The sequence below is a fragment of the Aerococcus agrisoli genome (genome assembly GCF_003797145.1).
GTDB lineage: Bacteria > Bacillota > Bacilli > Lactobacillales > Aerococcaceae > Aerococcus > Aerococcus agrisoli.
In genome coordinates this window covers 1-26,982 of the sequence record NZ_RKMG01000008.1, presented here as the reverse complement: position 1 = coordinate 26,982, position 26,982 = coordinate 1, and the positions used below count along the sequence as shown (strand labels likewise).

Here is a 26,982-nt window from a genome sequence, read left to right as displayed (position 1 = left end):
AATTAGGAGGAAGAATAAAGCATATGAAAATAAAAGAGACTTTAAATTTAGGTAAAACTAAATTTCCTATGCGCGGTAATCTACCAGTTAAAGAAGTAGAACGCCAAGCTGAATGGGAACAAGAAGCAGTTTATGCCAAACGCCAAGAAAAAAATAAAGACAAAACACCATGGATTTTACATGATGGTCCTCCATACGCAAATGGTAACATCCATATTGGACATGCCATGAACAAAATCACAAAGGATATCATTATCCGTTCTAAATCAATGTCTGGTTACCGTTCACCATACGTACCAGGTTGGGATACACATGGTCTACCAATTGAACAAGCATTGACAAACTCAGGTGTTGACCGTAAATCAATGACACTTGCTGAATTCCGTAAATTATGTGAGGAATATGCTTGGAAACAAGTAAATGGCCAACGTGAAGATTTCAAACGCTTAGGTGTTGCTGGTGACTGGGAGAACCCATACTTAACACTTGCACCAGAATTTGAAGCGCAACAAATCCGTCTATTCGGTCAAATGTACGCAAATGGCTTAATCTACAAGGGTGCAAAACCGGTTTATTGGTCACCATCTTCTGAATCAACTTTAGCGGAAGCTGAAATTGAATATCATGATGTTGAATCACCATCAATTTACGTAGCATTCAAAGCAAAAGATACCAAAGGCAAATTACCAGAAAACGCAGAGTTCGTTATCTGGACAACTACACCTTGGACAATCCCAGCTAACTTAGCGATTGCTGTAAACCCTGATTTTGAATATTCAATTGTTGCCGTTGACGACCGTAAATTTGTCGTAGCTACTGATTTAGTGAAATCATTGGCTGCTAAACTAGATTGGTCCGATTACACAATTGAAGGGGAACCTTTAAAAGGAACAGATCTAGAATATATGGTTGCTGAACACCCATACTATGACCGTGAGTCACTAGTGATTGTTGGGGACCATGTTACTGCTGAATCTGGTACAGGTTTAGTACATACAGCGCCTGGACACGGGGAAGATGACTATTTTGCTAGCATGAACTACGATCTAGATGTCTTATCTCCACTTGATGACCAAGGTCGTTTCACTGATGAAGCGCCAGGTTTTGAAGGGGTATTCTACCAAGATGGTAATAAAATCTCTATCGAAAAGATGGAAGCGAATGGTCGTTTGCTTAAACTTTCTTACTTTACCCACTCATACCCACATGACTGGCGTACGAAGAAACCTGTTATTTACCGTGCGACACCGCAATGGTTCTGTTCAGTTGAAAAAATCCGTGACAATACGCTTGATATCATCGATAACGATGTGAAATGGTGGCATCCATCTGGTCAAACGCGTATCCACAACATGATTCGTGACCGTAAAGACTGGGTTATCTCACGTCAACGTGTTTGGGGCGTGCCACTACCAATTTTCTATGGTGAAAATGGCGAACCTATCGTAACACCAGAAACGATTGATCATGTAGCGAATTTATTCGATGAATTCGGCTCTAACGTATGGTTTGAACGTGAAGCGAAAGATTTATTACCAGAAGGATTTACACATCCAGCTTCTCCAAATGGTGAATTCACCAAAGAAATGGATATCATGGATGTATGGTTTGATTCAGGTTCTTCACACCACGGTGTATTACGTACACGTCCTGAATTACAATTCCCAGCTGACATGTACCTAGAAGGTTCTGACCAATACCGCGGTTGGTTCCATTCATCACTATTAACATCAGTGGCTGTAAATGGCGAAGCACCATACAAATCAGTCCTTTCTCAAGGGTTCGTTAATGATGGTGATGGTCGCAAGATGTCTAAATCTATCGGTAACACTGTGTCACCTAACGATGTAATCAAACAACGTGGTGCAGATATCTTACGTCTATGGGTAACATCTGTTGATACATACTACGATGTACGTATCTCTGACGATATCTTAGGTCAAGTTGCTGAAAACTACCGTCGTATCCGTAACACTGTTCGTTTCCTATTAGGTAACTTATTCGATTACGATGTGAAAACAAATGCAGTTGCATATGAAAACTTAGACTCAATCGATCAATACATGATGAACCGTCTAAATGAAATGGTACGCAATGTCCGTCATGCATACGATACCTTTGACTTCATGACAATTAACCATGAAATCACGAACTTCTTAACACAAGATATGTCTAACTTCTACCTAGACTACGCGAAAGATGTTGTCTACATTGAGTTACCAGATTCTCCAAAACGTCGTAACATGCAAACTGTTATGTACGAAGTGGCAAAAGCAGTGACAATTCTATTGACACCAATCTTGCCTCATACAACAGAAGAAATCTGGACATACTTACAAGAAGAGGAAGAATATGCGCAATTAGCAGAATTCCCAGAAGTTGTTGAATATGCGAATACTGATGAATTGAATACGAAATGGTCTGCATTCATGGACTTCAGATCTGACGTAAACAAAGCATTAGAAAAAGCTCGTGAAGAAAAAGTTATCGGTAAATCATTAGAAGCTAGATTACATATCCATGCAAATGCTGAAACAAAAGCATTGTTAGATAGCGTTGGTGAAGACTTAGCAACTTACTTGATGGTATCTCAATTAGATGTTCATCAAGACGATACTTTAGGCGAAGCAGCTTACAACATCGAAATTGAACATGCACATGGCGCAACTTGTGAACGTTGTCGTGCAGTCAAAGAAGAAGTTGGTACAATCGAAGCAGCACCACACTTATGTGCGCGTTGTGCAAACATTGTAGTGAACTACTACCCAGAAGCATTAGTTGAAGAGGAGGCCTAATATGGCTTATTACGGAATTGTCAAAACCTTTAATGAAAAAGAGGGCTTTGGTTTCATAGAACTACCGGATTTTCCTGAGGAAGATGACATCTTCGTTCATTTTTCAGCATTACTTCACTTAGAACAATCATCACTAACTGTCGGACAAAAAGTCCACTTCGAAATTGCAGAAGGCAAACGAGGACCACAAGCAGTAAACATTAGCTTGGGCTAATTGGATGAAATGAAAAGAACTGGCGATTGCCAGTTCTTTTTTTATTATCTAGTAAATCGTATTCTTGTGACTCTTTGACTTGTTGAAGCTTAACTTCGAAAGCTAAGGTCTATCATGGTTTGAAATCTAGCCAAGGTCTCGAATTACATGCCTAGTCACAGCTAAAGGACATACACTCCCGCCTGTGGCTTGATAAATTATCCTGTTTATTGACGATTTTATTATCAAAGTACGAGAATTGTATTTAAATTTTAAAAAAATACTCAAATGCTATCAAATAAAGTACTGAAGTTTACTTTATGAGAAAAAACGTATCAAATAAAAAGCGATTAGATACGATTTTTGAAAAAGCTATCAAATAACGCGCTGAAGTTTACTAAATGAGAAAAAACGTATCAAATAAAAAGCGATTAGATACGATTTTTGAAAAAGCTATCAAATAACGCGCTGAAGTTTACTAAATGAGAAAAAACGTATCAAATAAAACGGTGATGTTTATTAAATGAGAAATAATGTATCAAATAAACTGCCATTCGATAATCTCCCTAACTTTGCATGCATGGGGATCATCGCTGCTAGGTTATCTCGCCCTCATTTGCCTGTGGTTTAATAAGTCATCCCGTTGATTGATGATTTTTTTTTTTTGATAATGATGGGTTGGTGGCGCACCAACCCTACCTTTTAGGCACTATAGCCTGTTTTCAAATACAGAATCTCATAATTGAAAAAGATTGTATATATTAAAACTACAATAAACGAAAAATGGAAACCAAAAGGGGTTTTGGTTTCGCAAATGAGAAAAGATGACAAGCAGGAAAGCCTGTGTTTTCCCAATTTGATTAACCGAAAATCACAAGGTGTTGAACTTTCTAAAATGAGAAAAGATGACAAGCAAAAAGGGCTGTGGTTTCCAGATAATGTATTTATTCACTTTAATAAAATATCCATAATGAAACCAATCCAAAAAATGCCACTACTTCCATATAAAAAAGCTAGTCAGGTGCGAACCTGGCTAGCTTTTGTTTTGCTTGTTATTTTTACATCAGCAGTACTGATTATACGAAAGCGGCTACGATTAGTTGGATACCATTTGTTAGGAAGTAAATACCAACTAGGAATGGTAGGATAGCTAATGTTGCTACTGGTGTGAATAATAAGTAGATACCAATGATTAATGAGAAGATTGCGATGATCAATGCAATCCAGTATAAAGCTGTTGAGAATGGTTTGATACCACGTGTTAATACAATCGCTGTGATTGATTCAGTGATGAACCAAAGGGCGAATAGGATTGGAATGGTGATGAAACCAATTTCTACGTTAAAAAGAACTAGGACCCCAAAGAAAATACGTAAGATAGCTAAAATAAGTGATCCTGTTAAAGCAAATCCGAAACGTTCCTTCACACTATTGCGGGCGATTAGGGCGATGATACCACCAAAAATCATTGTCATACCATATACGTAAATGATTGATAAAAGACTTGCAACTGGATTATTGAATGCAATAAATGCAACAATTACGTAGATAATACCAAGTAATAATTCAGTCCATGAAAAGCGTTTGCTGTTATTTTCCATTGTCTTGCTCCTTTCTTTATAGGTTAATTTTACGATAACAAAATATTTTCTTGAAGGCAATTAATATGAATTTTGCAAGAAAATATCTTTAAAGTAAAGGGCGCTAACAAGATAAAAATGCCCAAAAAAAAGCAGAAGCAAAAGCTCCTGCTCAATGTTTCAATGATGCTTACGCACCTTATTTAGTACGTTTAAGGATAAAGTTTAATACTAAGATTAAAACAATTGATCCGATTAGAGATGGGATAACTGCATATCCACCAACTACAGGACCGAAGCTTGATAGGAAAGTACTACCAATCCATGAACCTAACATACCGCAGATAATGTTACCAATAACACCACCAGGTACATCTTTGCCTAGGATTGCTCCAGCACCCCAACCAATTAGTCCTCCGACGATTAATGACCATAACCAGCCCATTATAATTCCTCCATTCGTTTTGTTTCTTCTTTAATGAACGTTTTCGTTCATATACACATTATATCATATTACTTAAAATAGATAAAGTTATATGGCAAAGATAGTTTTAATCTTGTTTGCCACCACTTAGCAATTGTTGTTTTAATTCGTTCTCCATTTGGATCATATCTTGTTCAGCTTGTAGACGTTTAGCGCGTCCTTCTTCTTGAATAGCCATGGTTTCTTTAATGGTATCAATCAGATTTTGTTGCGAATGTTTCAAGGTTTCGATATCGACCACACCTCGTTCAGATTGACGTGCTGTTTCAATAGATGATTGTTTTAATAATTCAGAATTTTCTGTCAATAATTGGTTCGTTGTATCTGTAACGGCGATTTGTGCATCCAAAGCGTCTTTTTGGCGATATAAGGATAATTGGATAGCAATTTGGTTTTTCCATAATGGAATCGCAGTATAAATAGAAGATTGTATCTTCTCAGCTAAGTTTTGGTTAGTATTTTGAATCAAACGGATTTGTGGTGCTTGTTGGATGGTGATTTGACGTGTTAATTCTAAGTCATAAATTCGTTTTTCCAAACGATTGATAAATTGTTCTAAGTCAGCCACTTTTTGAATGTTCATTTGATCATCTGAACTCGTGATTGCTTGTTTTAAAGCAGGTAGGTCTTCATTGCGAAGTTTATCTGCTTTGATTTGTGCAGCTGCGATATAAACATTTAAAGCTTCGAAGAAAGCAAGGTTTTGTTGGTACAAGCTTTCTAGTTGTAGGTTGTCATTTAACAAGCCATTTTTTTGTTTACCTAAATGATTGGCAATTTCATCAATTTGGTAGCCAACTTTTTGATACTTAGCGTTCATTTCATATAATGAAGCCTTTTGCTTTTTGAACCAACGTTGTAAGCGACTTTGCTTTTGGTTGGTCAATTGGCTCGGGTCCGTTTCATTTAAATGCGCCAGTAAATTACGCAATTCTTCGCCGACTACGCCTAAGTCTTGGTTTTGTACTTGGCTAATCAGTTGGTGGGAGAATTCCCCTATTTGTTTTTGGGCCATGGCACCGTATGAAACGATGGATTGACTATCATCGGCATCAATTTTTTCAGCTAGGGCGCGGGCTTGTTCTTGGCGTTCTGCCGTCAATTGTGAGAATACGGTTTGTTCCATAGTAGCAGCTTCGGCTGGCGCTTGGTTCGGTGTAAAAGTAGGAGCAGCCGTCGTGTCTTGGAAAGGATTGGCAATCAGATCATCAACAGATGTTGCGCTGTGATCAGTTGTTGTTTGGTTGGTTTGGGTATTTGTTTTTTCAGAATTTGTCATACTTATACTCCTTTATGTTGACCACTGGTGAAGTTTTCATAGGATACGGCAATTGCTTCAGCAAGGTCAGAAATTTGATTACGTAAATCGGATAATTTTTGAATTTTGCTCGCAGATTTGTCCATTTGTTCATTGACTGCGATGTATTGGTCAATGGCTGATTTCAATTGTGGTAGGTATTGATATAGGAAATCGCTGGCTAAATTTAATTGTTCAGGGGCTTTGGTAAGTGCTTGGAAATAAGCTTTCAAGGCCGCTTCGGTATCAAAACGTTTAAATAGCATAGCTAGATGCGCATTGTAATCGATGTGACTTAAAATGCTATCAATATTGGCCAAGGCTTCAGCCATTTCACCACGGAAAAACTGAATTTCTTGGTCAGTTAAATGTGACGCCTGATAATAGGGTAAACGTGATTTAGGTACGCGTTTTTGTTGGGCTTTTTCTTGATAACGGACGACAGGGTCTTCATTGGTTTGGACGATCCGACCAATGATGAATACTAAAAAGTTGAGCATCACTAACCAGAAAATGGCTTGCGACCAATGGATATTAAATAGTAGAAATAGCACAAGTAGGGTTAAATTTAGTGGCCAATAGAGGGGATACGTTGCTAGGCGACGAGTAAAACGTAGCACAGTTTGCATGTCTGTCACTCCTTAATCTAATTTTAAACCTATTATAGCCGTGTCACCAATAAACAACATCGGCCTCTAGTCTTATTTCAAAATACTTTTCTATCAGTTAGGATAATGAAGGTAATTAGGATTTTTCTGTGGGCGAAAACTAAATAATCTCCTAAAATTCAGCCCAGACTCGTTAGATGAGGCAAAATAATGCTAGAATGAACTTGAAAAGATTCTCTAGCGATTAGAAATAATAGATCAAGCAATAATAGAAAGGATTGGCAACAATGGCATTTGGAGAAGAAACAATTCAACGAGAAACAATTTACGAGGGAAAAATTCTAAACTTAGAAAAACACCAAGTCCGTTTACAAAATGGCGCACTTGCAGACCGTGAATTAATTATTCATGGGCCGGCGGTAGGCATTTTTGCACTAAGAGACAACAAAATCGTACTCGTTAGACAGTTCCGCAAGGGGATTGAGCAAACCATTCTTGAAGTGCCTGCTGGTTTAGTCGAACGTGATGAGGACATGCTACTGGCAGCTAAGCGCGAATTCGCTGAGGAGACCGGACTGGCTTCCGACACATGGACTGAAATGGACGGATTCTATGTGACACCGGGCTACAACGACGAATTCATTAAGATGTACGCCTGCGAGGACGTTTACGAGTTAGCAGAAGCACCAGCGCAAGACGAAGACGAAAATATCGAGCTTGTATATCTCGACTTCGACCAAGCCAAAACAGCCATCCAAACCGGCGAAATTTGTGATATGAAAACCATTTATGCCATCCAATATTGGCAATTATTAGGAAATAGATAGTAGGTGAAAGTAGTGACCAAGCAACAAGACGAACCACAATTGACGCGCGCCCAGTACCGCGCCTTGAAAAATAAAATCGACAAGGGTGACAAAACTGGCACCCAAGTAGCCAGTCAAATCGCCGAAAAACCGACGCCACAAGCGCCCAAACAGACCGATTTAGACGCGACGCAACTATTCAAACGCGATGAAGACCTAGACGCACCGCGCAAATTCTCCGCTGACTTCCTACGCGCAGCCCAAAGCCAAACGCCTGAAGTCGAAGAAGCAGTTGTTGAAGAGGCACCAAAAGCTGAGAAGAAGGCTGGTTTTGCTGAAAAAATGCGGATGTCCTCTTGGAAAGAAAAGCTATTTGATGAGGAATCTGACCAAATAGACGACCAAGAGATTGACCAACCACTAGCTACAGAAGTAGAAGAAGTAGCGCCTTCAAGAGAAGTAAACGAGGACGCCAAGAAGAAATGGACCTTCACATTAGGGACAACTAAGGTGGATCGTTTCCTAAACATCTCGATTATTTTGCTAGTTATTGGTATTATTATACTGACAGCCGTCGCATTTTATATTTAACATTTATATGGAGGAATTAGATTACATGAAAATTGCAATTATTTGCCCGATGGAAGAAGAAATTGGCTACTACCGTGAACACTTAGACATGAAGTCAAGAGGTATCATCGGTGACACAGAAATGTGGGATGCTGAATACGAAGGACACGAATTAATCATCGTTCGTTGTGGTATCGGTAAAGTCAACTCAACTATCGCCGCAACATTAGTTGCCCAAGAAGGTCCAGACGTGATGATCAACACTGGATCAGCAGGTGCGATTGCCCAAGACCGTCAAATCGGTGATGTTGTTATCGGTGAAGCTACTATGTATCACGATGCAGACTCTCGTCCTTTTGGTTATGAATTAGGTCAAGTACCTTCAATGCCAGCACGTTATAAAGCACCAGAAAACTTAGTAGAAGGTTTCTTAGAAGCGTACCGTAACACTGACTTGAACGCGACTGTTGGTTTAATCTTATCAGGTGACCAATTTATCCATTCAGTAGAAAAAGTAAACTGGTTATACGAAACATTCCCAGGTGCACAATGTGCCGAAATGGAAGGTGCCGCAGTAGCTCAAGTAGCTTACAAATTTGGTATCCCATGTATCGTAATCCGTTCAATCTCTGATACAGCGAGCCAAGATGCAGAAGTCTTATTCGAAGAATTCGTTGTAACAGCTGGTAAAAATGCAGCCAAAGTTACATTAGACTACTTAAAACACATCGCTTAAAATATTGATTGACTTATCACAATCATTTTGGTATGATTGTATGCGTGTAAAATAATGCAGCAAAGTTGAAGCAAGCTCGTCAACATTTCAACCACTGATACGCCACTAGGCCATCAGTCAGCCAAGTAGTCTGCGGCTGCAGAAGACGAAAGCGCTAAGGTGAAATGCACGAATGCGGTCAACTTAACAAATTATTTTACTCCAAAAAATTAACTTTATGGAGGAATTATATAATGTCTCGTTTTACAGGATCTAACTGGAAAGTTTCTCGTCGTTTAGGTATCTCAATTTCAGGTACTGGTAAAGAATTAGCTCGTCGTCCATACGCACCAGGTGAACATGGTAACGGTCGTCGTTCTAAATTATCTGAATACGGCTTGCAATTACAAGAAAAACAAAAATTACGTTTCATCTACGGCATGAACGAAAAACAATTCGCTAACTTGTTCGTACAAGCTGGTAAAATCAAAGAAGGTAAACACGGTGTTAACTTCATGATCTTACTAGAACAACGTTTAGATAACGTAGTTTACCGTTTAGGTTTAGCAACTACTCGTCGTCAAGCTCGTCAATTAGTAAACCACGGTCACATCACTGTTGATGGCAAACGCGTTGATATCCCATCATACCGCGTTGCTCCTGGTCAAGTAATTTCAGTTCGTGAAAAATCTAAAGACCTAGCAATCATCAAAGAAGCTGTTGAAGGTGTATACGGTCACGTACCATACGTACAATTCGACGCTGACAAATTAGAAGGTTCTTTAATCCGTTTACCACAACGTGACGAAATGAACCAAGAAATCGACGAATCTCTAGTCGTTGAATACTACAACAAATTAATCTAATTCATAGATACAATTTGTTTAACAGGAAAGCCTGGGACATCATGTCCTGGGCTTTTTTCGTCGCGAGGAAAGCGTTGGGACAAAAGTTTAAAATCTTCGATTTTCGTCCTTGCAGTGTACGTTCCATATAGCCGAAGGCTAGTAGGTACATAGATTACTAAATTAAGGTCAACAAAATAATAGGGTTTAGCCGTAGGCTAATAGATTATTTTCTATCAAACATCGTCTTTTTCACACACATTTGTGTATAAATTTACAATTCATGCGTTTTGAAAAGCATTTGTAATATATCTAATAGTATTTTTTATTAAAATTATGATAAGATAGGGAATAAAGAACGTCTTAAAATACGTGGTGAATCACCAACAAATAAAAGGAGGAGTGCGTGTGCCATTTTTAATAGCATTGTTAATCTTGATTGTCTTGGTACTATTGGGCTACGGTCTACTATATTACCTTGGGCACAAGCAAACACAAACAAATATTGAATTAGATGAACAGAAGCAGGAAATCATGTCGACACCGGTAGCGGATAAGTTGTATACGCTACGTAATAAAAATGTTTCTGGAGCAACACGACGCGTGTACGAAAGCGAACAAGCCAAATGGCAAACGATTACACGTTTTCGATTACCTGAAATCGAAGCGGCTTTAGTTTCAGCGCAAAACTATACAGAAAAATTTAACATTGTAAAAGCAAGAAGTGTGGCTGAAGAAATCGAAGCTACCTTAGCTGAAACACGTGAAGAAGTGAACGGGATCAACGACCGTTTAACAGAAGTATTAGATAGTGAGAAAGCATCAGAAGACAAACATGAACAAACCTACAACCGATATGCAGCCCTACGCAAACAATTATTAGCACATGGCTACAAATTCGGCGATGCACTCGAAACACTAGAACATCACCTAGCTTATCTAGAACTAGACTTCACTAAATATCACCAACAAATGAACGATGGTGACTTCATCGGTGCTCAAGAAGTATTGGTACAAATCGATGCGGATATCGACGAACTAGAACAAATGATGGAAAAAGTACCACATCTATATGCCAAATTAAACGAAGAGTATGTAGAACAAGTGGCCGACCTAAACCAAGGTTTCGCGCACATGGTGGAAGAAGAATTCCAATTCCCAGTTGATGTTGATATTCCAAAAGAAATTGATGCAGCTGAGAAAATCGTTGAAGAAGCCAAACGTGCCATCTCAGATGCTGACTTAAACCAAGCTACCGAATTGATGGAACGTGCCGGTGCACAAATTGACCATACTTATGTATTAATGGAACGCGAAATCGATTCCCGTGAATACATTGGTAAAAATCAAGGTTCTGTTCAACGTCGCTTGGATCAAATTACCCAAAGCAACCGTTACGGTGCCCTTGAAATTGACCGCGTATCGCAAAACTACCTACTTTACGATAATGAAATGGGCAAGATGCAAGAATATGCTGATCAAATCGAACGCCAAAAAGATATTCTTAAAGCAACGGATGACCAATTAGCAGAGCATCAAATTGCATACTCTGATATGGAAACACGTTACCGTGAAATCTACGATGCCTTAACAGAAATTGATAAGGGTCAATCTGCAATCGTTGTTGCCTTAGCAAACTTACGTCAACGTGAACGCGATGCAAGGGACGAATTGTACATGTTTGAATTAGACTTACGTAACATCAAACGTGCAGTTGAAATTCATCATTTACCAGGCTTAACCAACGAATACTTAGACTACTTCTTTGATACAAGCGACCGCATTGATGCCTTAGGCGAACAATTAAATCGCGTGAAGTTGGATATGATGGAAATTGAAAATCTTACAGAACAAATTGCAAGAGCAATTGAATACTTGGATGATGAAACTGAAAAACAAGTACGTGCAGCGCAATTAACTGAAAGTGCCATTCAATTTGCCAACCGTTACCGTCCGCAACATCCGGAATTAAATGATGCGATTAAACGCTCATACGACTTGTTCGACAAAGAATTCTTATATGAAGATGCCTTTGAAAACATCGCACATGAAATTGAAAAAATTCAACCGGGTGCACGTCAAATCATCATTGATCAATACGATCAAGAGCATCAAATTCGTTAAGCACAAATTGCATAAACAAAAAATGTAACCTCCATGACCAAAACAAAGTCAAGGAGGTTGCTTTTTGTTTAGGAAGCCTTTAATATATGAAGAGTTAACTAGCCAACATTAGGAAGGAAATACCATGTCAGAACTGATATATTTTGATAACAGCGCAACCACTAAAATTGCGCCTGAAGCACTAAATACCATGACACAAGTCATGCAAACATACTATGCCAACCCATCTAGCTTACATAAGCTAGGGAACGAATCAGCAAAACTATTAAACTCAGCTCGTAAACAAGTAGCCGATTTATTAGGCGCTGATTCATCGGAAATCTTCTTCACATCAGGTGGAACAGAATCCAACAACTGGGCCATTAAAGGGACCGCAATGGAAAAAGAGAAATACCACGGCAAGCACATTATCGTGTCTAGCGTGGAACATCCATCGGTGAAAAACACAATGGCTTACTTAGAAAAAAATGGCTTCGAAGTTACCTACTTGCCTGCTGACAAGGAAGGTAAAGTCCACGTTGAAGACGTTGCGGCTGCCATTAAAGATGAAACCATCTTAGTTTCTGTAATGGCCGTCAACAATGAAATTGGGGCTATCCAACCAATTGCCGAAATCGGTGATTTACTAGAAAAATACCCAACTATTCATTTCCATGTAGATGGCGTGCAAAGTGTCGGCACATTCAAGAAACCATTAATCCACGACCGTGTTGACTTGATGAGCTTTTCTGCCCACAAATTCAACGGACCACGTGGTATCGGTATCTTATACAAAAAACAAAACCGTAATATCGAACACCTATTAGAAGGTGGCGGTCAAGAAATGGGCCAACGTTCGACGACGGAAAACCTACCTGGTATCGTAGCCACTGCTAAAGCACTACGTATTGCTTTGACAGAAGCCCCAGAGGTTAAGGCCAATGAGGAAGCGATTCAAAAGAAATTGCGCGCCTTTTTTGCAGAACATGAAGACGTAATCCGCGTTTACAGTCCGGAAGATGCTGCACCGCACGTATTGACGGTTGCATTGAAGGGTGTTCGTGGGGAGGTCATGGTGCACGCCTTAGAAGAGGAAGACGTGATTGTATCTACGACTAGTGCCTGCTCATCACGTGCTGTCAACAACACTTCATCGACCTTAGGCGCTATGAAGGTGGATCCAGTTTGGGCCAAACAAGCAATCCGCTTGAGTTTTGGTAAGGACAACACATTAGCTGAAGTCGACCAATTCATCGAAATTTACAGCAAATTAATGAAGAAATTCGAACGTATTCAATAATCAATTAAAGGAGACAATATGAAAGAACTAATTATGATTCGCTACGGCGAGTTATCTACAAAAGGGAAGAACAAACGTAATTTTGTGTCGACCCTAGCGCGTAACATCCGCGAAGCCTTGAGCGCATATCCAGACATCACTTTGGACCAACAACATGATTTTATGTTCCTAACTTTGAATGGCGCACCGCAAGACGAAGTCCTAGAAGGCTTGAGCAAAGTCTTCGGTATCCAAAGTTTCTCACCTGCCATCGAATTAGAACGTGATTTTGATTTGTTAAAAGAGGCAGCCGTGAAATTGGTGACAGCCGAGTTGGCCAAACGACCAGTAGCTACGTTTAAAGTGGCAACGTCTCGTTCAGACCACCATTTTGCTATGGATACAAATGACATTAACCAAGGTCTAGGTGGCTTTTTAGCGGAAGAATTCCCTGAATTAGCAGTGCAAATGAAGAAACCTGACTTAACCGTCCGCGTGAAAGTCCGCGAACAAAACTTCTTGATTTCATCAGAATGGATCAACGGTGCCGGTGGATTGCCAGTAGGTACATCTGCTAACGCTGTATTGATGCTTTCAGGTGGGATTGACTCACCAGTAGCAGGTTACTTAGCAATGAAACGTGGTATTCGTATTACGGCCGTACATTTTGCGTCACCACCATACACAAGCCCACAAGCTTTGGAAAAAGCCAAATCATTGACAGAAAAATTAACCAAATTTGGTGGCTTGATCAACTTCGTGGAAGTACCTTTCACTGAAACCCAAGAAGCCATTAAAGAACACGTTAATCCAGCTTACTTGATGACCATTACTCGTCGTATGATGATGCGTATTTCTGACGAATTGCGTAAACAATACAACGGTTTAGCCATCGTCAACGGGGAATCAATCGGCCAAGTAGCTTCTCAAACTTTGGAATCAATGTTTGCTATTAACGAAGTAACCTCAACACCGATTATCCGTCCAGTAGTTGCTATGGATAAACTTGAAATCATCGATATTTCTAAAAAAATCGATACCTTTGATTTATCTATCCAACCATTCGAAGACTGCTGTACTGTTTTCGCTCCACCTTCTCCAAAAACAAGACCAAAAATGTCAGAAATCGAGTACTTTGAATCTCGCTTAGACATCGATGGCTTGGTACAACGCGCCGTAGAAGGGGCAATGAAAGAACAAATCATGCCTGGCTCACGCAACAAAACAGAAGAAGCCTTCTTAGATTTACTATAATCATGAATTATCAGCTCGGGATCTCGTATCTCGAGCTTTTTTGTTGATGTGGGTGAGCGTAGATTCACATATGGGCAATGATTTGTAAAAATACACTCTGATTTATCACAAATGAAATCTGATAAATGACAGTATTTAGAACGCAGTCATATTTGAACAGGAAAAAGTGAAAAATAACAGGCATTATTCATATAAGACATCCCATAAATGAAACAATTCGGATTCATTCACTAATGTGGGTACCATTTGCGAATTTCGGGGCATATATTCACATATGAAAGGATATTTATGAATACCGGCAATAGTAACTTATCGAAAGGTAAATTACGATGCGGGCATCGTAATTTAATTCAACTCTAGATCTACCACCACCAACTAAGATACAGTACCAGAAATTTCCATGGGGCTACTTGTCCATGATTGCTTAAATAATCAAAAGGAAGGTTTGGTGTCGCACCAAACCCACACCCTCTAAATTACAAATACTTAGAAATAGGGAATTTCATTTAAAACCATGCAGCATAAAATAAACCTTTTTTAGCAGGTGGGCAAGAAGGAAGAGGCTGGAACCAAATCCTCGATAAATTCATGGATCTAGCTTTTATAAAAAAACCTGGCAGGACTGTAGGTGTAGTTCCTTTGCCGTGAAAAAGGATGAAATCGAGACCTTGGCTCGATTTCAAGTCTGGAGACTTTGGCTCCAGACGGTCCCACGGCTAACTAGGAACGTACACCGAAAGGACGAAAAATCGAAGGTTTTATTATTTCTAAACCAGCCTCTTTTCCTACCTAAAGTTGAGCTCGGACCTCCAGAAAGCCCTGCGCTTCAGATTAGATTGTCGATGACTACCGTCATCGCCTTCCCTAATCTTCCACCGGTGGCTTTCTGAGCGTCGGTCCTCACATCCTGACCCTTATCGATTGAGTTGTATTCGTTTTTATTGTTATACTATAGGTAATCAATCAAAGGAGGAATGATGCAACATGGCAACTGTAACTTTTAAAGGTGAACCAGTAGAATTAGAAGGTACTCCAGTAGAACTAAACCAAGCAGCACCAGATTTCACTGTAAGCGAAGTAGGGGCTGGCACAGCAAGCAAAGAAGATTTCGCTGGTAAAGTACTATTAGTATCTGTTGTACCAGATATTGATACTTCTGTATGCTCAATCCAATCAAACCGTATTAGCGACTACGCAAAACAAGCTGGTGACGGTATTGAAGTTGTAACCATTTCAACAAACACTGACGAATCATTAGCAAAATGGAAATCAGACAATGATTCAACTATGCGTGTATTCAACGACTCAGTAGAATTCGGTAAAGCTTACGGTATTTACTTACCAGAATTAGACAAATTAGCACGTTCTATGTTTGTTATCGACGCTGACGGTAATGTCGTATACGAAGAAATCGTTAACGAAGTAACAAATGAACCTGACTATGAAAAAGCTATCCAAGCTGTAGACGAAGTAGCTTAATCGCAAGCTTCGCAGTAGTTGGCGACGAAAAACACCATAATATTAACTAACTAAGCAACCGTCCTAGGATCTGTGAGATTCTGGGCGGTTGTTTTTTTGCCATCAGATGAAAATAAAGGATGGCGAAATGAAAATAAATTTACATTAAAATTAAAATGAAAAATTTACAACACTTTTACATAAATACAAGGTTGTAATTTACAATGCCACTATATAATGAGATTATCTTAAAAAAGGGAGGATAACAAAAATGTCTCAGAAAACCACTGTTTACCAAATTAGCCAATCACAGAAAATGATGGTGTTTGTACTTTCCATGTCACTTTACGGTCTTGCAACTTTATTTACGGAATTGATTCCTTCAATCAACTTAGGGGTGATTGAATTATCTGTTGAGTATTTAGCTTTTATTCCATTAACTTTAGCAATTCTTTTAGATCCTTTATCAGCTGCTTTAGGTGCTGCAACAGGGGAAGTCATCTTCAGTGAAATTATGTTAGGCCAATTTGGCGGTATCGGTGAAGTGGAGAAATTTGTTTTATTCTCATTAGGGATTTACGTTGCGGGTATGATGGTCAAAGACCCAACCAACCGCAAACAAGTAGCGATTGCATCCATTACTGGCGTAGCTGTACACCAAGTCTTAGCCGGCATTGTAGATATCTTGAAAGTCGTTTTCGCCATTGAAGACTTTGAAGCTGTGGCTGGTTTACCAGAATCTGTTTTCTTCGTAGAAGGATTCGCTGTCATCAACGATATTTTATTCTCAGGTATCCTATTCGCTATGTTACCAACCATGTACTTAGTACCACGTCTATACGGTAAGATCGAACCACTATTAGGGATGAAAAAACGTACACCAGAACGTCGTCCAGACATCTCTGAAGTATTAAACGGTAAATTCGTTCTTACTGCCATTGCTTTAGTCATCGTTTCAATCGCGGCTGAGTTCTTAGCTGAATCAGGTTTCGCTTTAATCGAATTTGAAGCAGAATGGGCAGAATCAACTACTGCAAAAATTATCGCTGCCATCGTTGGTGTAATCATTGTCATCGGATTATTCGCCATCATCAAAAATCGTAACAACAAAAAGAATGCGGAAGAATTAGTGTAGTATGATTACACTCGACCATGTCAACTTCGCCTATTCAGACACTGATGCACTTGTCCTTGATGACATCTCACTAACCATTCCCACAGGTTCCTTCGTGGCCGTGGTTGGTGACAATGGGGCAGGTAAATCGACCTTTTGTAAATTACTGAATGGCATTATTCCGCATTTCATTGACGGTGAACTGGACGGTACCATAACCGTAGACGGCCAGGACATCAGCAATCTGAAACCAAGTCAATTAGCCCATAAAATTGGCTACGTCTACCAGGACTTTGAAAATCAAATCTTACGACCGAAAGTCCTCGACGACGCTGCCTTTGGTTTGCTGAATGCGGGGGAAGAGGACTACGTCAATATCTCTATGGAAATCTTAGCCACACTCGATCTGGCACATTTAGCTGATGAGTACGTATGGCAACTATCAGGCGGACAGAAGCACTTACTAGCCCTTGCAGGCGTCCTAGTCATGTCCCCCAATGTCATTGTCCTAGACGAGCCAATCGCGCAGCTGGACCCCATTCATGCCTTGAAAATATATGAAAATTTAGCCTACTTAAATCGTGACCTAGGCAAAACCATTATCGTTATCGAGCACAATGCTGATTTCATCGGCAAATACTGCGACCATATGCTCTTCATGAAAGACCACAAAGTTGAATGGTTCCTACCCGTCAAAGACGCCCTACAACGCGTCGACGAACTCATATCGGGTGGGATTTACCCACCACAAGTCACGCTCTTGGGGCATGAGTTGCGTAAAAAAGGACTATCGCAAGATTTAACACTACCAATTGACCTACCCGAAGCCCATGATTTCATGACAGCGGCTCAGGTCCCCGCTGTAACACAGGTGGAGGCTGGCTACGCTAGGGGTGCAGGTCAAGTTCATCGTCTATCTGATGTTGACCCAGATGCCGACCTTTTCACAAAAGAAGCCATCATCCAATTGAAGGACGTGTCAGTCGAATACGACCGCATCAACGAATCGGCGCATCGCGTGATTGACCACATGACCCTAGACATCAACAAGGGCGACCGATTAGCCATCATCGGCAACAATGGGGCGGGCAAGTCGTCCATCATGAAACTTTTGATGGGCTTGGTCAAAGCCAAGACAGGCCAGGTACTCATTGACGACCATTACACGAAAAATTTACGGCCGGAGGAAATTTCCAACATCCTCGGCTATGTCTACCAAAATCCAGAAAATATGTTTATTGAAGATTCGATTGAAAAGGACATTGCCTATTCAATGAAAGCCCGTGGACATAAGGATTATCAGGAACGAGCGGATGCTTTACTCGCTCAATTCCACTTAAGTGACTTACGGGACCGCGACGGCCGTTTGTTATCCGGTGGGCAAATGCGACGTGCCTCATTAGCGATTGGTGTGTCTCTTGGCCCCAAAGCCTTGCTACTGGATGAACCAACTGCCAGCCTTGATATGGCAACTAGACAACGGATTACCCAAACCTTGCGCGATGTGTCTTCGAGCATTGAAACGGTCATTATTGCGACCCATGACATGCAACTCGTTGCGGAGTGGGCTAACCGGATAATCGTCGTGAACCAAGGACAAATTATTGGCGACGGCACGCGAGAAGAAATCTTCAACAATCCAGACCTATTAGCACAAGCTGGCATTGCCGTACCAGCCATTATCGAGTTGACCCGTGATCTAGATGGCGATACCTATTACAGTGTCGGCGATTACATGGCTGACTTAGCGCATTGCCTAAACCAAGAAGAAGAATGGGAGGAGATAGGATGAAAGATTTAGAAATTCTAGAAAAACTGAATATCTCCACCATTAAAAACCAGGTCTTGAAAAATGCTTATGGGAATCAGGAAACACTGATTGCCAAGCTGGATCCACGGACCATGTTTATCTGGTATCTCTTATTTGGTCTCGTGCCATGGTTTATCAATGATATGTTTATCTTGTGTGGCCTATTGGTTTTCGTAGCCATGACCACCCGTTTGGCACGTACGGTACCCTTGATTTTATTCATTTTCTTCCTGGGTATCTTCTCACAAACCGGTTTTCTCTTTATTTTCACTTTAGTTTTTGGTGGCGACGGCTCAAGTATTATGCCGTTGATCCAATTAACGGTGAAAATAGCGGTCGTTTCCTTAGCGGCAATCACCGCCTTTGCGGGTATGGACCCCGATAAACTAGCCAATGGCATCATGGCCATCGGTTTACCCGAAAAATTCTCATTTGCCATTTCCTTCGCTTACCGGATTTTACCTATCTTACTAGAAGAATATCAATCGATTTTATTATCCTATAAAATCCGTGGCATCCGGCCATCAAACGTCGGGCTAAAAGGCAAATTCAACAATGTCGTTTATCAAGTCAAAATCATGATGAAGGCATTCTATCCGTTGATGCTAAATATGGCAAAACGGAGTCGCACCACAGTGGAAGCTCTCGAAATTAAAGGTTTCCATCAAGCACTAAACAATAAAAAAGTACGCGCCATGAAATTACAAGGGTTAAAATTTGGCCGCATGGACTGGATTTTCACCGGTCTATCCGTAGCCTATTTTGCCATCCTAATTGGCGTTCGCGTATTTTGGATACAATGATCATAAAGGAGTCTTTACTTTGCGAATTGACACACATACCCACGGGAAATTGGCGAAAAACCTGCCATTCTCAGAACAATACACCCAAAACTTATTCAAAGAAGCCAAGAAACGTGGTGTAGAAGCCCTCGCCTTGACGGAACATTTCAATACCCAAGAATTTGACAAAATTTATCAATATATCCATGACAAATACGAACGTCAAGGGGATACCTTCCTAGTTGAAGGCGTCCGCGTCTTTCCCGGTCTGGAAATTGATATCTTGGAAGGTGGGCATAACTTAGTCATCGGTAACTACGAAGAAGTCCAAGCCTTGCGCCAAGAAATCCTATCGATTTCAACCGTCTCTGACTTCTTGCCGGCTGCAAAACTTTTTCCATTGGTGAAAAAGTATGACGTGATATTTGGCGCAGCCCACGTCTACCGTAAGGGCTGTAATAACCTTAATTTAGACGATAGCCTCATCGACATGTACGACTTCTTCGACTTGAACGGGAAAGATACAGGCCTAATGGGTCCAACAAATGTCGACAAGATCAAACAAGTTGCCGCTCAATACGGTAAACCCGTTTTAGCAGGGTCTGATACCCATCAATACCTACAATACGGGTCAGTCATCAATGACTTTAAACGCGAATTCGACACCATCGCAGATTTCCGTAAAGAAATTGCCAGCGGTGATTATGAATTGCTCGTTCATCCAGCTATTCAAGAAAAAATCGAAGGCGCCAATTTATTAAAGAAAGCCCTAAAAGAATTACAAAAAGCGGGCGGCTCTTACGACGTCCAATTAGTCATTGAATAATAGACACAAAAAAAGATATTCCAGTTAGGCAAGGCCTAACGTGGAATATCTTTTTTGTATTGCTCTTTTAAGCTGTGCATTTTGCGTAAATGATCATGATATGAGGATGGGCCAATGCGACTGACTTCAACCACTAGGGCATCAATCAAGGACATGGCACTTGTTAAGGAATGATATTCCGTAGGTACACCACGGGATACATAAAATTGGAAGGTGCCAATATTACCTGGATTACGGTAAAGTTGGTCACTAAAACATATGGTATCGATGTTCATGGATGTGGCATAATCAAACACCACTTGCGTTTCACGCGGTGATTTACCGAAGAAAAACAAGACAAGTAAATCATCTGACCCGACATTATGTAGGGTTTCGAAGATTTCCGAACCACCCAAACCAATATGTTGAATGTTGATACCGAAACGTTTTAGACGGAAGGATAGCAAGTGACCTAAAGATTTAGAAGCGCCTTTGCTAAAGACAAAGATACGTTTCTTTTGTGTAATCATTTCAGCAGCCTTACTAAACTGTTCATCGTCTAATTGTTCGATGGTCTGTAAAATTTGATCAATATCACGGTAAAGCCTTTGTGTTACAAAAGGCATTTCCTCAACGAGGTCCTTTTGCTGCTTCATTTGAAGGGCGTTTTGCAGTTTACTTGCTGGGGTGACATCCTGGCTAGCAACTAGGGCTAATTTCAGCTCTTTAAAATTCTTGAAGCCGAGCTTTCTACAAAAGCGTGATAGGGTTGCATTACTGATACCTATGGCTTTACTCACTTCAGTAATTGAAAGAAGAGGAGCCATAGCCTGATTGACATTAAAGTAATTAACAATCTTCTGTTCACTTTCTGTCAAATCTTGATAGTCTATATGAAACAATTCTTCCAAGGTTATACGACCTTTCTGTGTGATATTCTCAATTATAGCAATTTTGAAAAACCTTGCAAAATAATATGAGAATGAGGCAGTGTGAAAATGGCATTTTTAAATTGTGAAAAAGACGGACATCGACTGACACACCGATGCCAATAACGAGAAACTGCCTAAAGTGTTCGAATAATTGGCTGATTGTTTATATTGATTCTTATTTATATGCATTATAGGCGCAATTACACAAAATAGCGAATGATTTGGTAAGGAAATGTAAATTTATTTTCAAGCGTGCATGTTTTTGCTAGAAAGCGATGGAATCGCATAATTGATAGGTTTATCCATCCCTGAAGCCCTTGAAAATACCGTAATCACAGCAATCCTGTAGCCAAACATAAAATATAAAATCAGGCCAAATTTTCAAAAGTTTGTGATTTATCATGCAATAAAAACACGTTTTCAAATATAACAGGTTTTTCAGCAAAATGAAACCCAAAAAATAAAATTTCACAAAAAATGTAAAAAAATAAGACACCTTGGAAACTTTTTTACACATTTTTGGTGACATATGTTAATAATTTGCAAGAATTGTGGGAGCAATTCACCAGCAATCCAAGCAAAAATTTTCATTAGTACAAATGAACGGCATATATTCAAGAATGGCAATCCATAATAGAATAAATCGGGATATTTTCAAAAACAAGATTCCGTATTTGAAATATGGCAATAGTGCCTATAAGGTAGGGTTGGTGCGACCACCAACCCATCACAAATCAAAAATGCTTTATTTAATATATAAACTCATCAATTAACTGATCTATTTATTTAGCCGCAGGCGGAAGTGTATGTCCTTTAGCCGTGAACAAGGATGAAATCGAGACCTTGGTTCGATTTCAAGCCGGGAGACCTTGGCTACCGGTGGTCCGACGGCTTTTAAAGGACAATACACGACAAGCCGAAGGCTCGAAATGCATAAATCAATAAACCAAATTCAAAAACAAACCAAACTCATAGCCAGAGGCTAAAGCAACACACATTCTAAGAATAATGAAAAGAACCTGAAAACATTTACGTTTTCAGGTTCTTTCTATTAGCCAAAGTAGCTATATAATGAGAATCCCAATGAAAGGACTACTGAGCTGACAATAAGGATTAACATCACCCAAGTGAAGATTTTGCCTAGTTTATTTTCTTTCTTATCGTAGATCTTATCGAAACCACGTTTTTCTGAATTTTGTTTTTTAGATTTGTTCGCCATTTTAATACTCCTAATAATTTTCTCTTGGTAATTATAACACAAAAGTATTTTGTGGCTGGACAAAAGCTAATAAAAAAGACGAGAACAATTCATTAAAAGAGAAGTTCACGTCAGTGGATTTGCTCAAAATAAATTATTGATAGACGATAAGAGGACTAAAAGTGTAGTTCCTATGCCGTGAAAGAGGATGAAATCGAGACCTAGGCTCCAAGTAGAGTTCGAAAAAGCAACCCTCTGCCCACTTCAGAATAGTTTGCATCACATTACATGTGACACGGCACTATTCTTCCACTGGTTGAGGGCTGAACGCTTTTTCTCACATCCTAATGCAGGTCCACGGCTATAAGGAACGTATACTGCAAGGACGAAAATCGAAGATTTCATACTTTTGTCCTAGCATTAAAGTATTTTACATATTCAAGGCTTCTCAGAAATGAATTTTTCTAATAAAGTGGTATAATGATTACGAATTATGAATATGCTCTTAATTTTAGAGTTAATTTTGCTTTGATATTGATGAGATACTTTTAAAATATTAGATTTTTTGATACTATATGAGAAGGTTTTATCATCTTTTTGTTACCTTAAGGAGGAAAAAATACATGACTAAAGCACAAATTGGTGTAGTCGGAATGGCCGTAATGGGCAAAAACTTAGCGTTAAATATCGAAAGCCGTGGTTACACTGTAGCCGTATTTAACCGTACAACAAGCAAAGCGCAAGCTGTTGTTGATGAAAATCCAGATAAAAACTTAGTATTAACTGAAACAGTAGAAGAGTTTGTAAACTCTCTTGAAACACCTCGTCGTATTTTATTAATGGTTCAAGCTGGTAAAGCAACTGATGCAACAATCAGCCAATTAATGCCATTACTTGAAAAAGATGACGTTATCATCGATGGTGGTAACACATTCTTCCAAGATACAATCCGTCGTTCACAAGAAATCAACGGTACTGGTGTACACTTCATCGGTATGGGTGTTTCAGGTGGTGAAGAAGGCGCACTTAAAGGCCCTAGCTTGATGCCAGGTGGTCCAAAAGAAGCTTACGACATCGTTGAACCAATCTTGAAACAAATCGCAGCAAAAGCACCAAGCGATGGCGCACCATGTGTTACTTACATCGGCCCTAACGGAGCTGGTCACTACGTAAAAATGGTCCACAACGGTATTGAATACGGTGATATGCAATTAATCGCTGAAACATACGATTTATTACGTCGTCACTTAGATTTACCAGTTGAAGAAATCGCTGATCACTTTGCTGAATGGAACAAAGGTGAATTAGATAGCTTCCTTATCGAAATCACTGCTGACATCTTAACTAAGAAAGATCCAGAAACAGGCAAACCAATGGTTGATGTTATTTTAGACCGTGCAGGTAACAAAGGTACTGGTAAATGGACTTCTCAATCAGCATTAGATGTTGGTGTACCATTACAAACAATTACAGAATCAGTATACGCTCGTTACATTTCAGCATTGAAAGACCAACGTGTACGTGCTTCTAAAGTATTAGCTGGCCCAGATGCAGCTGCATTTGACGGAAACAAAGACGAATTCGTTGAAAAAATCCGTAAAGCTTTATACTTCTCTAAAATCATGTCTTATGCACAAGGTTTCTACCAATACCGTACTGCATCAGAAATGTATGACTGGAACTTAAACTACAAAGAAATCGCAGCAATCTTCCGTGCTGGATGTATCATCCGTGCAGGCTTCCTTGAAAAAATCATGGATGCTTACGAAAATGACGCTGACTTAGAAAACATCTTATTAGATGAATACTTCGTAGAAATCGCTAAAGATTACCAACAAGCAACTCGTGAAGTAGCAGCAGAAGCTATCCGCGCAGGTGTACCTGTTCCTGGTTTCACTTCAGCATTGTCTTACTACGACAGCTACCGTTCAGAAGTATTACCAGCAAACATTATTCAAGCACAACGTGACTACTTCGGTGCGCATACTTACGAACGTACAGATGCAGAAGGTTCTTACCATTTACTATGGGATACTGAAGAACAAATTGATGCGTAAAATGGTTTAACCATTAAATTATGCAGGAAATAAGGTGAAAATATGGGTGAAGATAAAAAAAGACGCGTCTTGATTGTCGAAGACGAAAAAAACTTAGCACGCTTCGTTGAACTAGAACTTCAACACGAAGGCTATGAAACGGAAATCGCTAAAGATGGCCGTGTTGGTTTAGAACGCGCACAAGCAGAAGAATGGGACTTAGTCTTACTTGACTTGATGTTGCCAGAAATCAACGGTATTGAAGTATGTCGTCGTTTACGACCAACATCTGATGTACCAATTATTATTATGACTGCCAGAGACTCGGTAATTGACCGCGTATCTGGTTTTGATCACGGGGCTGACGATTACATCGTTAAGCCTTTCGCGATTGAAGAATTATTAGCACGTATCCGTGCTTTACTTCGTCGTATCGATATCGAAGAAGAACAACAACACCACAAACAAACAAAGATTACTTTCCGCGACTTATCAGTTGAGAAAGAAAATCGTATCGTGCGTCGTGGTGATGAAATCATCGATTTAACAAAACGTGAGTACGAATTGTTGGTAATGTTAATGGAAAACGTTAACGTCGTATTACCACGTACTGAACTGTTAAACAAAGTATGGGGCTATACAACTGAAGTTGAAACAAACGTTGTGGATGTATACATCCGTTACCTACGTAACAAAATCGACGTTGATGGTCAACCAGGTTACATCCAAACTGTCCGTGGTACGGGCTATGTGATGAGGACCCCTGAATAATGATTGAATCATTTTTCAATGACTTCAAGTCAAAATTAGAGCACCCATTTTCATTAATTTGGAAGTGGGGCTTAATTTTATCTAGTTTATTTTTGTTAGCCTTGAGTGTAAGCCCCAGCATTACCAGTTATCAAGACCAACAAGACATCAAGAATGATTATGTCCAAGAAGTAGCCGATATCGATAGCTACCTGCAAGACTATATGAATTCCTTAGTGAATAAACCAGCTGCTGAAGTCCGCCAAGCTTTTCAAACACGCGTGACCATGGAAAATATCTCACTCGAAGAATATTTGACCCAAAAGCACGTGAAGATTCAAGTCTATAACCAAGAAGGTAACTTAATCTATAACTCAGGTGATTCCGTGGATATCTTTACCACAGCACGTGAAACCGGTCGTACCCAAAACGAACTTACCGGTAACTTCCTAACTTATCAAATGCTTTACGATGGTAACGAGCAAGTAGGTTACTACTTCGTCAGCTTCGATAGTCAAGAAGTGCGTGATCAAGTCGCGGATGAACAATTGGCATGGGTAACGATGATACTGATCAACCTAGCCATCGCCATTGTATTTGGTTTTGGGATTGCCTACTTATTCCTACAACCAATCCAAAGCATGAAACGATTCCTGAAAAATATTACAGCAGATAATATCGCAGATCGTCGTTTGAACGTTACGGATTATCACGGTGAATTTACCGAGATATCTGAAGGAATTAACCAAATGCTAGATCAAACCAGTGACTATATCGACCAACAAATTCACTTTGTGGAAGACGTATCACATGAGTTACGGACACCAGTTGCCATCATCGAAGGACATCTAAACATGTTGAATCGATGGGGGAAAGATGACCCAGAAATCTTGGAAGAATCCTTATCCGCTTCAACCAACGAGTTGGAACGTATGAAGATTTTAGTCCAAGAAATGTTGGACCTATCACGTGCAGGACAAGTAGACACCCAGTACTATGATAAAACAACACTCATCAACGAAGTCATCAACCAGGTATACCAAAACTTCAAAGTCTTGTATCCTGACTTCGACTTCTTCCTTGAAAATGACTTGCGCCGTAATTATGAAATCCAAATTTACCGCAACCATTTAGAGCAAATACTGATCATTTTACTGGATAACGCCGTGAAATACTCAGCGGACCGCAAAGAAATTCATATTTCCGTAGCGACCAATGCCGTTGACTATATCGAAATCGCCGTCCAAGACTTCGGGGAAGGAATGTCCCAAGAAGACCAAAACCGCGTCTTCAACCGCTTCTACCGGGTCGACAAAGCACGTTCACGTGAACGCGGCGGTAACGGACTAGGCCTATCCATCGCCAAAGAATTAATCAAAGGATACAAAGGATCCATCTTCGTAGAAAGTGAACTCGGCAACGGGTCCATCTTCCACGTCCGCTTCCCAATCCTGAACACACTTGGCGACATCTCAGCCTCTGACCGCGCCAAAATCGATGAATCACTAGAAGGAGATTTATTCGATGACGAAAGAGACTACTAATAATGGCTCTTCGACATTTAATGT

Annotated in this window: 23 protein-coding genes; 17 read left to right on the top strand and 6 right to left on the bottom strand. The window is 39.9% G+C overall.

The features are described 5' to 3' along the window. Positions 1 to 23: 23 nt before the first annotated feature. Both ileS and EF384_RS03710 read left to right on the top strand, forming a co-directional pair. The gene (gene ileS, locus EF384_RS03715) at positions 24 to 2,795 is read left to right on the top strand and encodes an isoleucine--tRNA ligase (RefSeq protein WP_123779645.1); all 2,772 of its coding nucleotides are present in this window, start codon (positions 24 to 26) and stop codon (positions 2,793 to 2,795) included. 1 nt (position 2,796) lies between these two features. Then, on the top strand, positions 2,797 to 3,009 hold the full coding sequence (locus EF384_RS03710) for a cold-shock protein (protein ID WP_123779644.1): 213 nt from the start codon (positions 2,797 to 2,799) through the stop codon (positions 3,007 to 3,009). Positions 3,010 to 4,064: 1,055 nt separating this feature from the next. Here the strand turns inward: EF384_RS03710 and EF384_RS03705 are convergent. The 4 genes from EF384_RS03705 to EF384_RS03690 all read right to left on the bottom strand — a co-directional run bounded on the left by EF384_RS03705 (position 4,065) and on the right by EF384_RS03690 (position 6,978). Continuing rightward, complete coding sequence (locus EF384_RS03705; protein WP_123779643.1) at positions 4,065 to 4,589, bottom strand: HdeD family acid-resistance protein; 525 nt, start codon at positions 4,587 to 4,589, stop codon at positions 4,065 to 4,067. Between the two features lie 178 nt (positions 4,590 to 4,767). Beyond that, positions 4,768 to 5,013, bottom strand: a complete 246-nt coding sequence (locus EF384_RS03700) for a GlsB/YeaQ/YmgE family stress response membrane protein (protein ID WP_123779642.1) — start codon at positions 5,011 to 5,013, stop codon at positions 4,768 to 4,770. A gap of 106 nt (positions 5,014 to 5,119) precedes the next feature. Continuing rightward, positions 5,120 to 6,331, bottom strand: coding sequence for a toxic anion resistance protein (locus tag EF384_RS03695; RefSeq protein WP_123779641.1), 1,212 nt, complete (start codon positions 6,329 to 6,331; stop codon positions 5,120 to 5,122). 2 nt (positions 6,332 to 6,333) lie between these two features. Next, on the bottom strand, positions 6,334 to 6,978 hold the full coding sequence (locus EF384_RS03690; RefSeq protein WP_123779640.1) for a 5-bromo-4-chloroindolyl phosphate hydrolysis family protein: 645 nt from the start codon (positions 6,976 to 6,978) through the stop codon (positions 6,334 to 6,336). A gap of 266 nt (positions 6,979 to 7,244) precedes the next feature. On the opposite strand from EF384_RS03690, the gene EF384_RS03685 reads away from it, so the two are divergent. The 12 genes from EF384_RS03685 (at position 7,245) to EF384_RS03630 (ending at position 20,519) form a co-directional block, all read left to right on the top strand. Beyond that, positions 7,245 to 7,784, top strand: coding sequence for an NUDIX hydrolase (locus EF384_RS03685; protein ID WP_123779639.1), 540 nt, complete (start codon positions 7,245 to 7,247; stop codon positions 7,782 to 7,784). Between the two features lie 12 nt (positions 7,785 to 7,796). Then, on the top strand, positions 7,797 to 8,354 hold the full coding sequence (locus EF384_RS03680; RefSeq protein ID WP_123779695.1) for a hypothetical protein: 558 nt from the start codon (positions 7,797 to 7,799) through the stop codon (positions 8,352 to 8,354). Between the two features lie 25 nt (positions 8,355 to 8,379). Then, entirely contained in the window at positions 8,380 to 9,069 is a 690-nt protein-coding gene (locus EF384_RS03675; protein ID WP_123779638.1) for a 5'-methylthioadenosine/adenosylhomocysteine nucleosidase, read from the top strand. A 233-nt stretch (positions 9,070 to 9,302) separates the two neighbouring features. Beyond that, positions 9,303 to 9,914, top strand: coding sequence for a 30S ribosomal protein S4 (rpsD, locus tag EF384_RS03670; RefSeq protein ID WP_123779637.1), 612 nt, complete (start codon positions 9,303 to 9,305; stop codon positions 9,912 to 9,914). A gap of 387 nt (positions 9,915 to 10,301) precedes the next feature. Then, the gene (locus tag EF384_RS03665) at positions 10,302 to 12,017 is read left to right on the top strand and encodes a septation ring formation regulator EzrA (RefSeq protein ID WP_123779636.1); all 1,716 of its coding nucleotides are present in this window, start codon (positions 10,302 to 10,304) and stop codon (positions 12,015 to 12,017) included. Positions 12,018 to 12,150: 133 nt separating this feature from the next. After that, positions 12,151 to 13,296: a cysteine desulfurase family protein gene (locus tag EF384_RS03660; protein ID WP_123779694.1), complete on the top strand. Its 1,146-nt coding sequence runs from the start codon at positions 12,151 to 12,153 to the stop codon at positions 13,294 to 13,296. Between the two features lie 18 nt (positions 13,297 to 13,314). Further along, the gene (gene thiI, locus EF384_RS03655; protein ID WP_123779635.1) at positions 13,315 to 14,529 is read left to right on the top strand and encodes a tRNA uracil 4-sulfurtransferase ThiI; all 1,215 of its coding nucleotides are present in this window, start codon (positions 13,315 to 13,317) and stop codon (positions 14,527 to 14,529) included. Positions 14,530 to 15,513: 984 nt separating this feature from the next. Beyond that, a complete protein-coding gene (locus EF384_RS03650) occupies positions 15,514 to 16,008 on the top strand; it encodes a redoxin family protein (RefSeq protein WP_123779634.1) in 495 nt (164 codons plus the stop codon). A gap of 250 nt (positions 16,009 to 16,258) precedes the next feature. Next, on the top strand, positions 16,259 to 17,122 hold the full coding sequence (locus EF384_RS03645; RefSeq protein WP_123779633.1) for a DUF8171 family membrane protein: 864 nt from the start codon (positions 16,259 to 16,261) through the stop codon (positions 17,120 to 17,122). Between the two features lies 1 nt (position 17,123). Beyond that, a complete protein-coding gene (locus EF384_RS03640; protein WP_123779632.1) occupies positions 17,124 to 18,893 on the top strand; it encodes an ABC transporter ATP-binding protein in 1,770 nt (589 codons plus the stop codon). After that, positions 18,890 to 19,714: an energy-coupling factor transporter transmembrane component T family protein gene (locus EF384_RS03635; RefSeq protein WP_199729707.1), complete on the top strand. Its 825-nt coding sequence runs from the start codon at positions 18,890 to 18,892 to the stop codon at positions 19,712 to 19,714. Before EF384_RS03640 ends, EF384_RS03635 begins: the two co-directional genes overlap by 4 nt. A gap of 19 nt (positions 19,715 to 19,733) precedes the next feature. Further along, the gene (locus tag EF384_RS03630) at positions 19,734 to 20,519 is read left to right on the top strand and encodes a PHP domain-containing protein (RefSeq protein WP_158607403.1); all 786 of its coding nucleotides are present in this window, start codon (positions 19,734 to 19,736) and stop codon (positions 20,517 to 20,519) included. Between the two features lie 35 nt (positions 20,520 to 20,554). Here the strand turns inward: EF384_RS03630 and EF384_RS03625 are convergent, their stop codons facing one another. Together EF384_RS03625 and EF384_RS03620 are read right to left on the bottom strand one after the other, a co-directional pair. Then, entirely contained in the window at positions 20,555 to 21,409 is an 855-nt protein-coding gene (locus EF384_RS03625) for a MurR/RpiR family transcriptional regulator (protein WP_148076698.1), read from the bottom strand. A gap of 1,072 nt (positions 21,410 to 22,481) precedes the next feature. Then, on the bottom strand, positions 22,482 to 22,649 hold the full coding sequence (locus EF384_RS03620; protein WP_123779628.1) for a DUF4044 domain-containing protein: 168 nt from the start codon (positions 22,647 to 22,649) through the stop codon (positions 22,482 to 22,484). A gap of 602 nt (positions 22,650 to 23,251) precedes the next feature. Between EF384_RS03620 and gnd the strand changes: the two genes are divergently transcribed. From gnd to EF384_RS03605, 3 genes are read left to right on the top strand one after another with little or no spacing between them, the layout of a single operon-like run. After that, positions 23,252 to 24,685: an NADP-dependent phosphogluconate dehydrogenase gene (gene gnd / locus EF384_RS03615; RefSeq protein WP_123779627.1), complete on the top strand. Its 1,434-nt coding sequence runs from the start codon at positions 23,252 to 23,254 to the stop codon at positions 24,683 to 24,685. Positions 24,686 to 24,727: 42 nt separating this feature from the next. Further along, a complete protein-coding gene (locus EF384_RS03610) occupies positions 24,728 to 25,435 on the top strand; it encodes a response regulator transcription factor (RefSeq protein WP_123779626.1) in 708 nt (235 codons plus the stop codon). Continuing rightward, positions 25,435 to 26,958, top strand: coding sequence for a sensor histidine kinase (locus tag EF384_RS03605; RefSeq protein WP_123779625.1), 1,524 nt, complete (start codon positions 25,435 to 25,437; stop codon positions 26,956 to 26,958). Before EF384_RS03610 ends, EF384_RS03605 begins: the two co-directional genes overlap by 1 nt. The last annotated feature ends 24 nt before the right edge of the window (positions 26,959 to 26,982 follow it).

Bases quoted from the DNA above. Each gene is read 5' to 3' on its own strand.
- gnd (WP_123779627.1), top strand. From the start codon at position 23,252: ATGACTAAAGCACAAATTGGTGTAGTCGGAATGGCCGTAATGGGCAAA.
- EF384_RS03620 (WP_123779628.1), bottom strand. From the start codon at position 22,649: ATGGCGAACAAATCTAAAAAACAAAATTCAGAAAAACGTGGTTTCGAT.
- EF384_RS03685 (WP_123779639.1), top strand. From the start codon at position 7,245: ATGGCATTTGGAGAAGAAACAATTCAACGAGAAACAATTTACGAGGGA.
- EF384_RS03700 (WP_123779642.1), bottom strand. From the start codon at position 5,013: ATGGGCTGGTTATGGTCATTAATCGTCGGAGGACTAATTGGTTGGGGT.
- EF384_RS03605 (WP_123779625.1), top strand. From the start codon at position 25,435: ATGATTGAATCATTTTTCAATGACTTCAAGTCAAAATTAGAGCACCCA.
- EF384_RS03610 (WP_123779626.1), top strand. From the start codon at position 24,728: ATGGGTGAAGATAAAAAAAGACGCGTCTTGATTGTCGAAGACGAAAAA.
- rpsD (WP_123779637.1), top strand. From the start codon at position 9,303: ATGTCTCGTTTTACAGGATCTAACTGGAAAGTTTCTCGTCGTTTAGGT.
- EF384_RS03675 (WP_123779638.1), top strand. From the start codon at position 8,380: ATGAAAATTGCAATTATTTGCCCGATGGAAGAAGAAATTGGCTACTAC.
- EF384_RS03645 (WP_123779633.1), top strand. From the start codon at position 16,259: ATGTCTCAGAAAACCACTGTTTACCAAATTAGCCAATCACAGAAAATG.
- EF384_RS03690 (WP_123779640.1), bottom strand. From the start codon at position 6,978: ATGCAAACTGTGCTACGTTTTACTCGTCGCCTAGCAACGTATCCCCTC.
- EF384_RS03710 (WP_123779644.1), top strand. From the start codon at position 2,797: ATGGCTTATTACGGAATTGTCAAAACCTTTAATGAAAAAGAGGGCTTT.
- thiI (WP_123779635.1), top strand. From the start codon at position 13,315: ATGAAAGAACTAATTATGATTCGCTACGGCGAGTTATCTACAAAAGGG.
- EF384_RS03640 (WP_123779632.1), top strand. From the start codon at position 17,124: ATGATTACACTCGACCATGTCAACTTCGCCTATTCAGACACTGATGCA.
- EF384_RS03705 (WP_123779643.1), bottom strand. From the start codon at position 4,589: ATGGAAAATAACAGCAAACGCTTTTCATGGACTGAATTATTACTTGGT.
- ileS (WP_123779645.1), top strand. From the start codon at position 24: ATGAAAATAAAAGAGACTTTAAATTTAGGTAAAACTAAATTTCCTATG.
- EF384_RS03650 (WP_123779634.1), top strand. From the start codon at position 15,514: ATGGCAACTGTAACTTTTAAAGGTGAACCAGTAGAATTAGAAGGTACT.
- EF384_RS03695 (WP_123779641.1), bottom strand. From the start codon at position 6,331: ATGACAAATTCTGAAAAAACAAATACCCAAACCAACCAAACAACAACT.
- EF384_RS03635 (WP_199729707.1), top strand. From the start codon at position 18,890: ATGAAAGATTTAGAAATTCTAGAAAAACTGAATATCTCCACCATTAAA.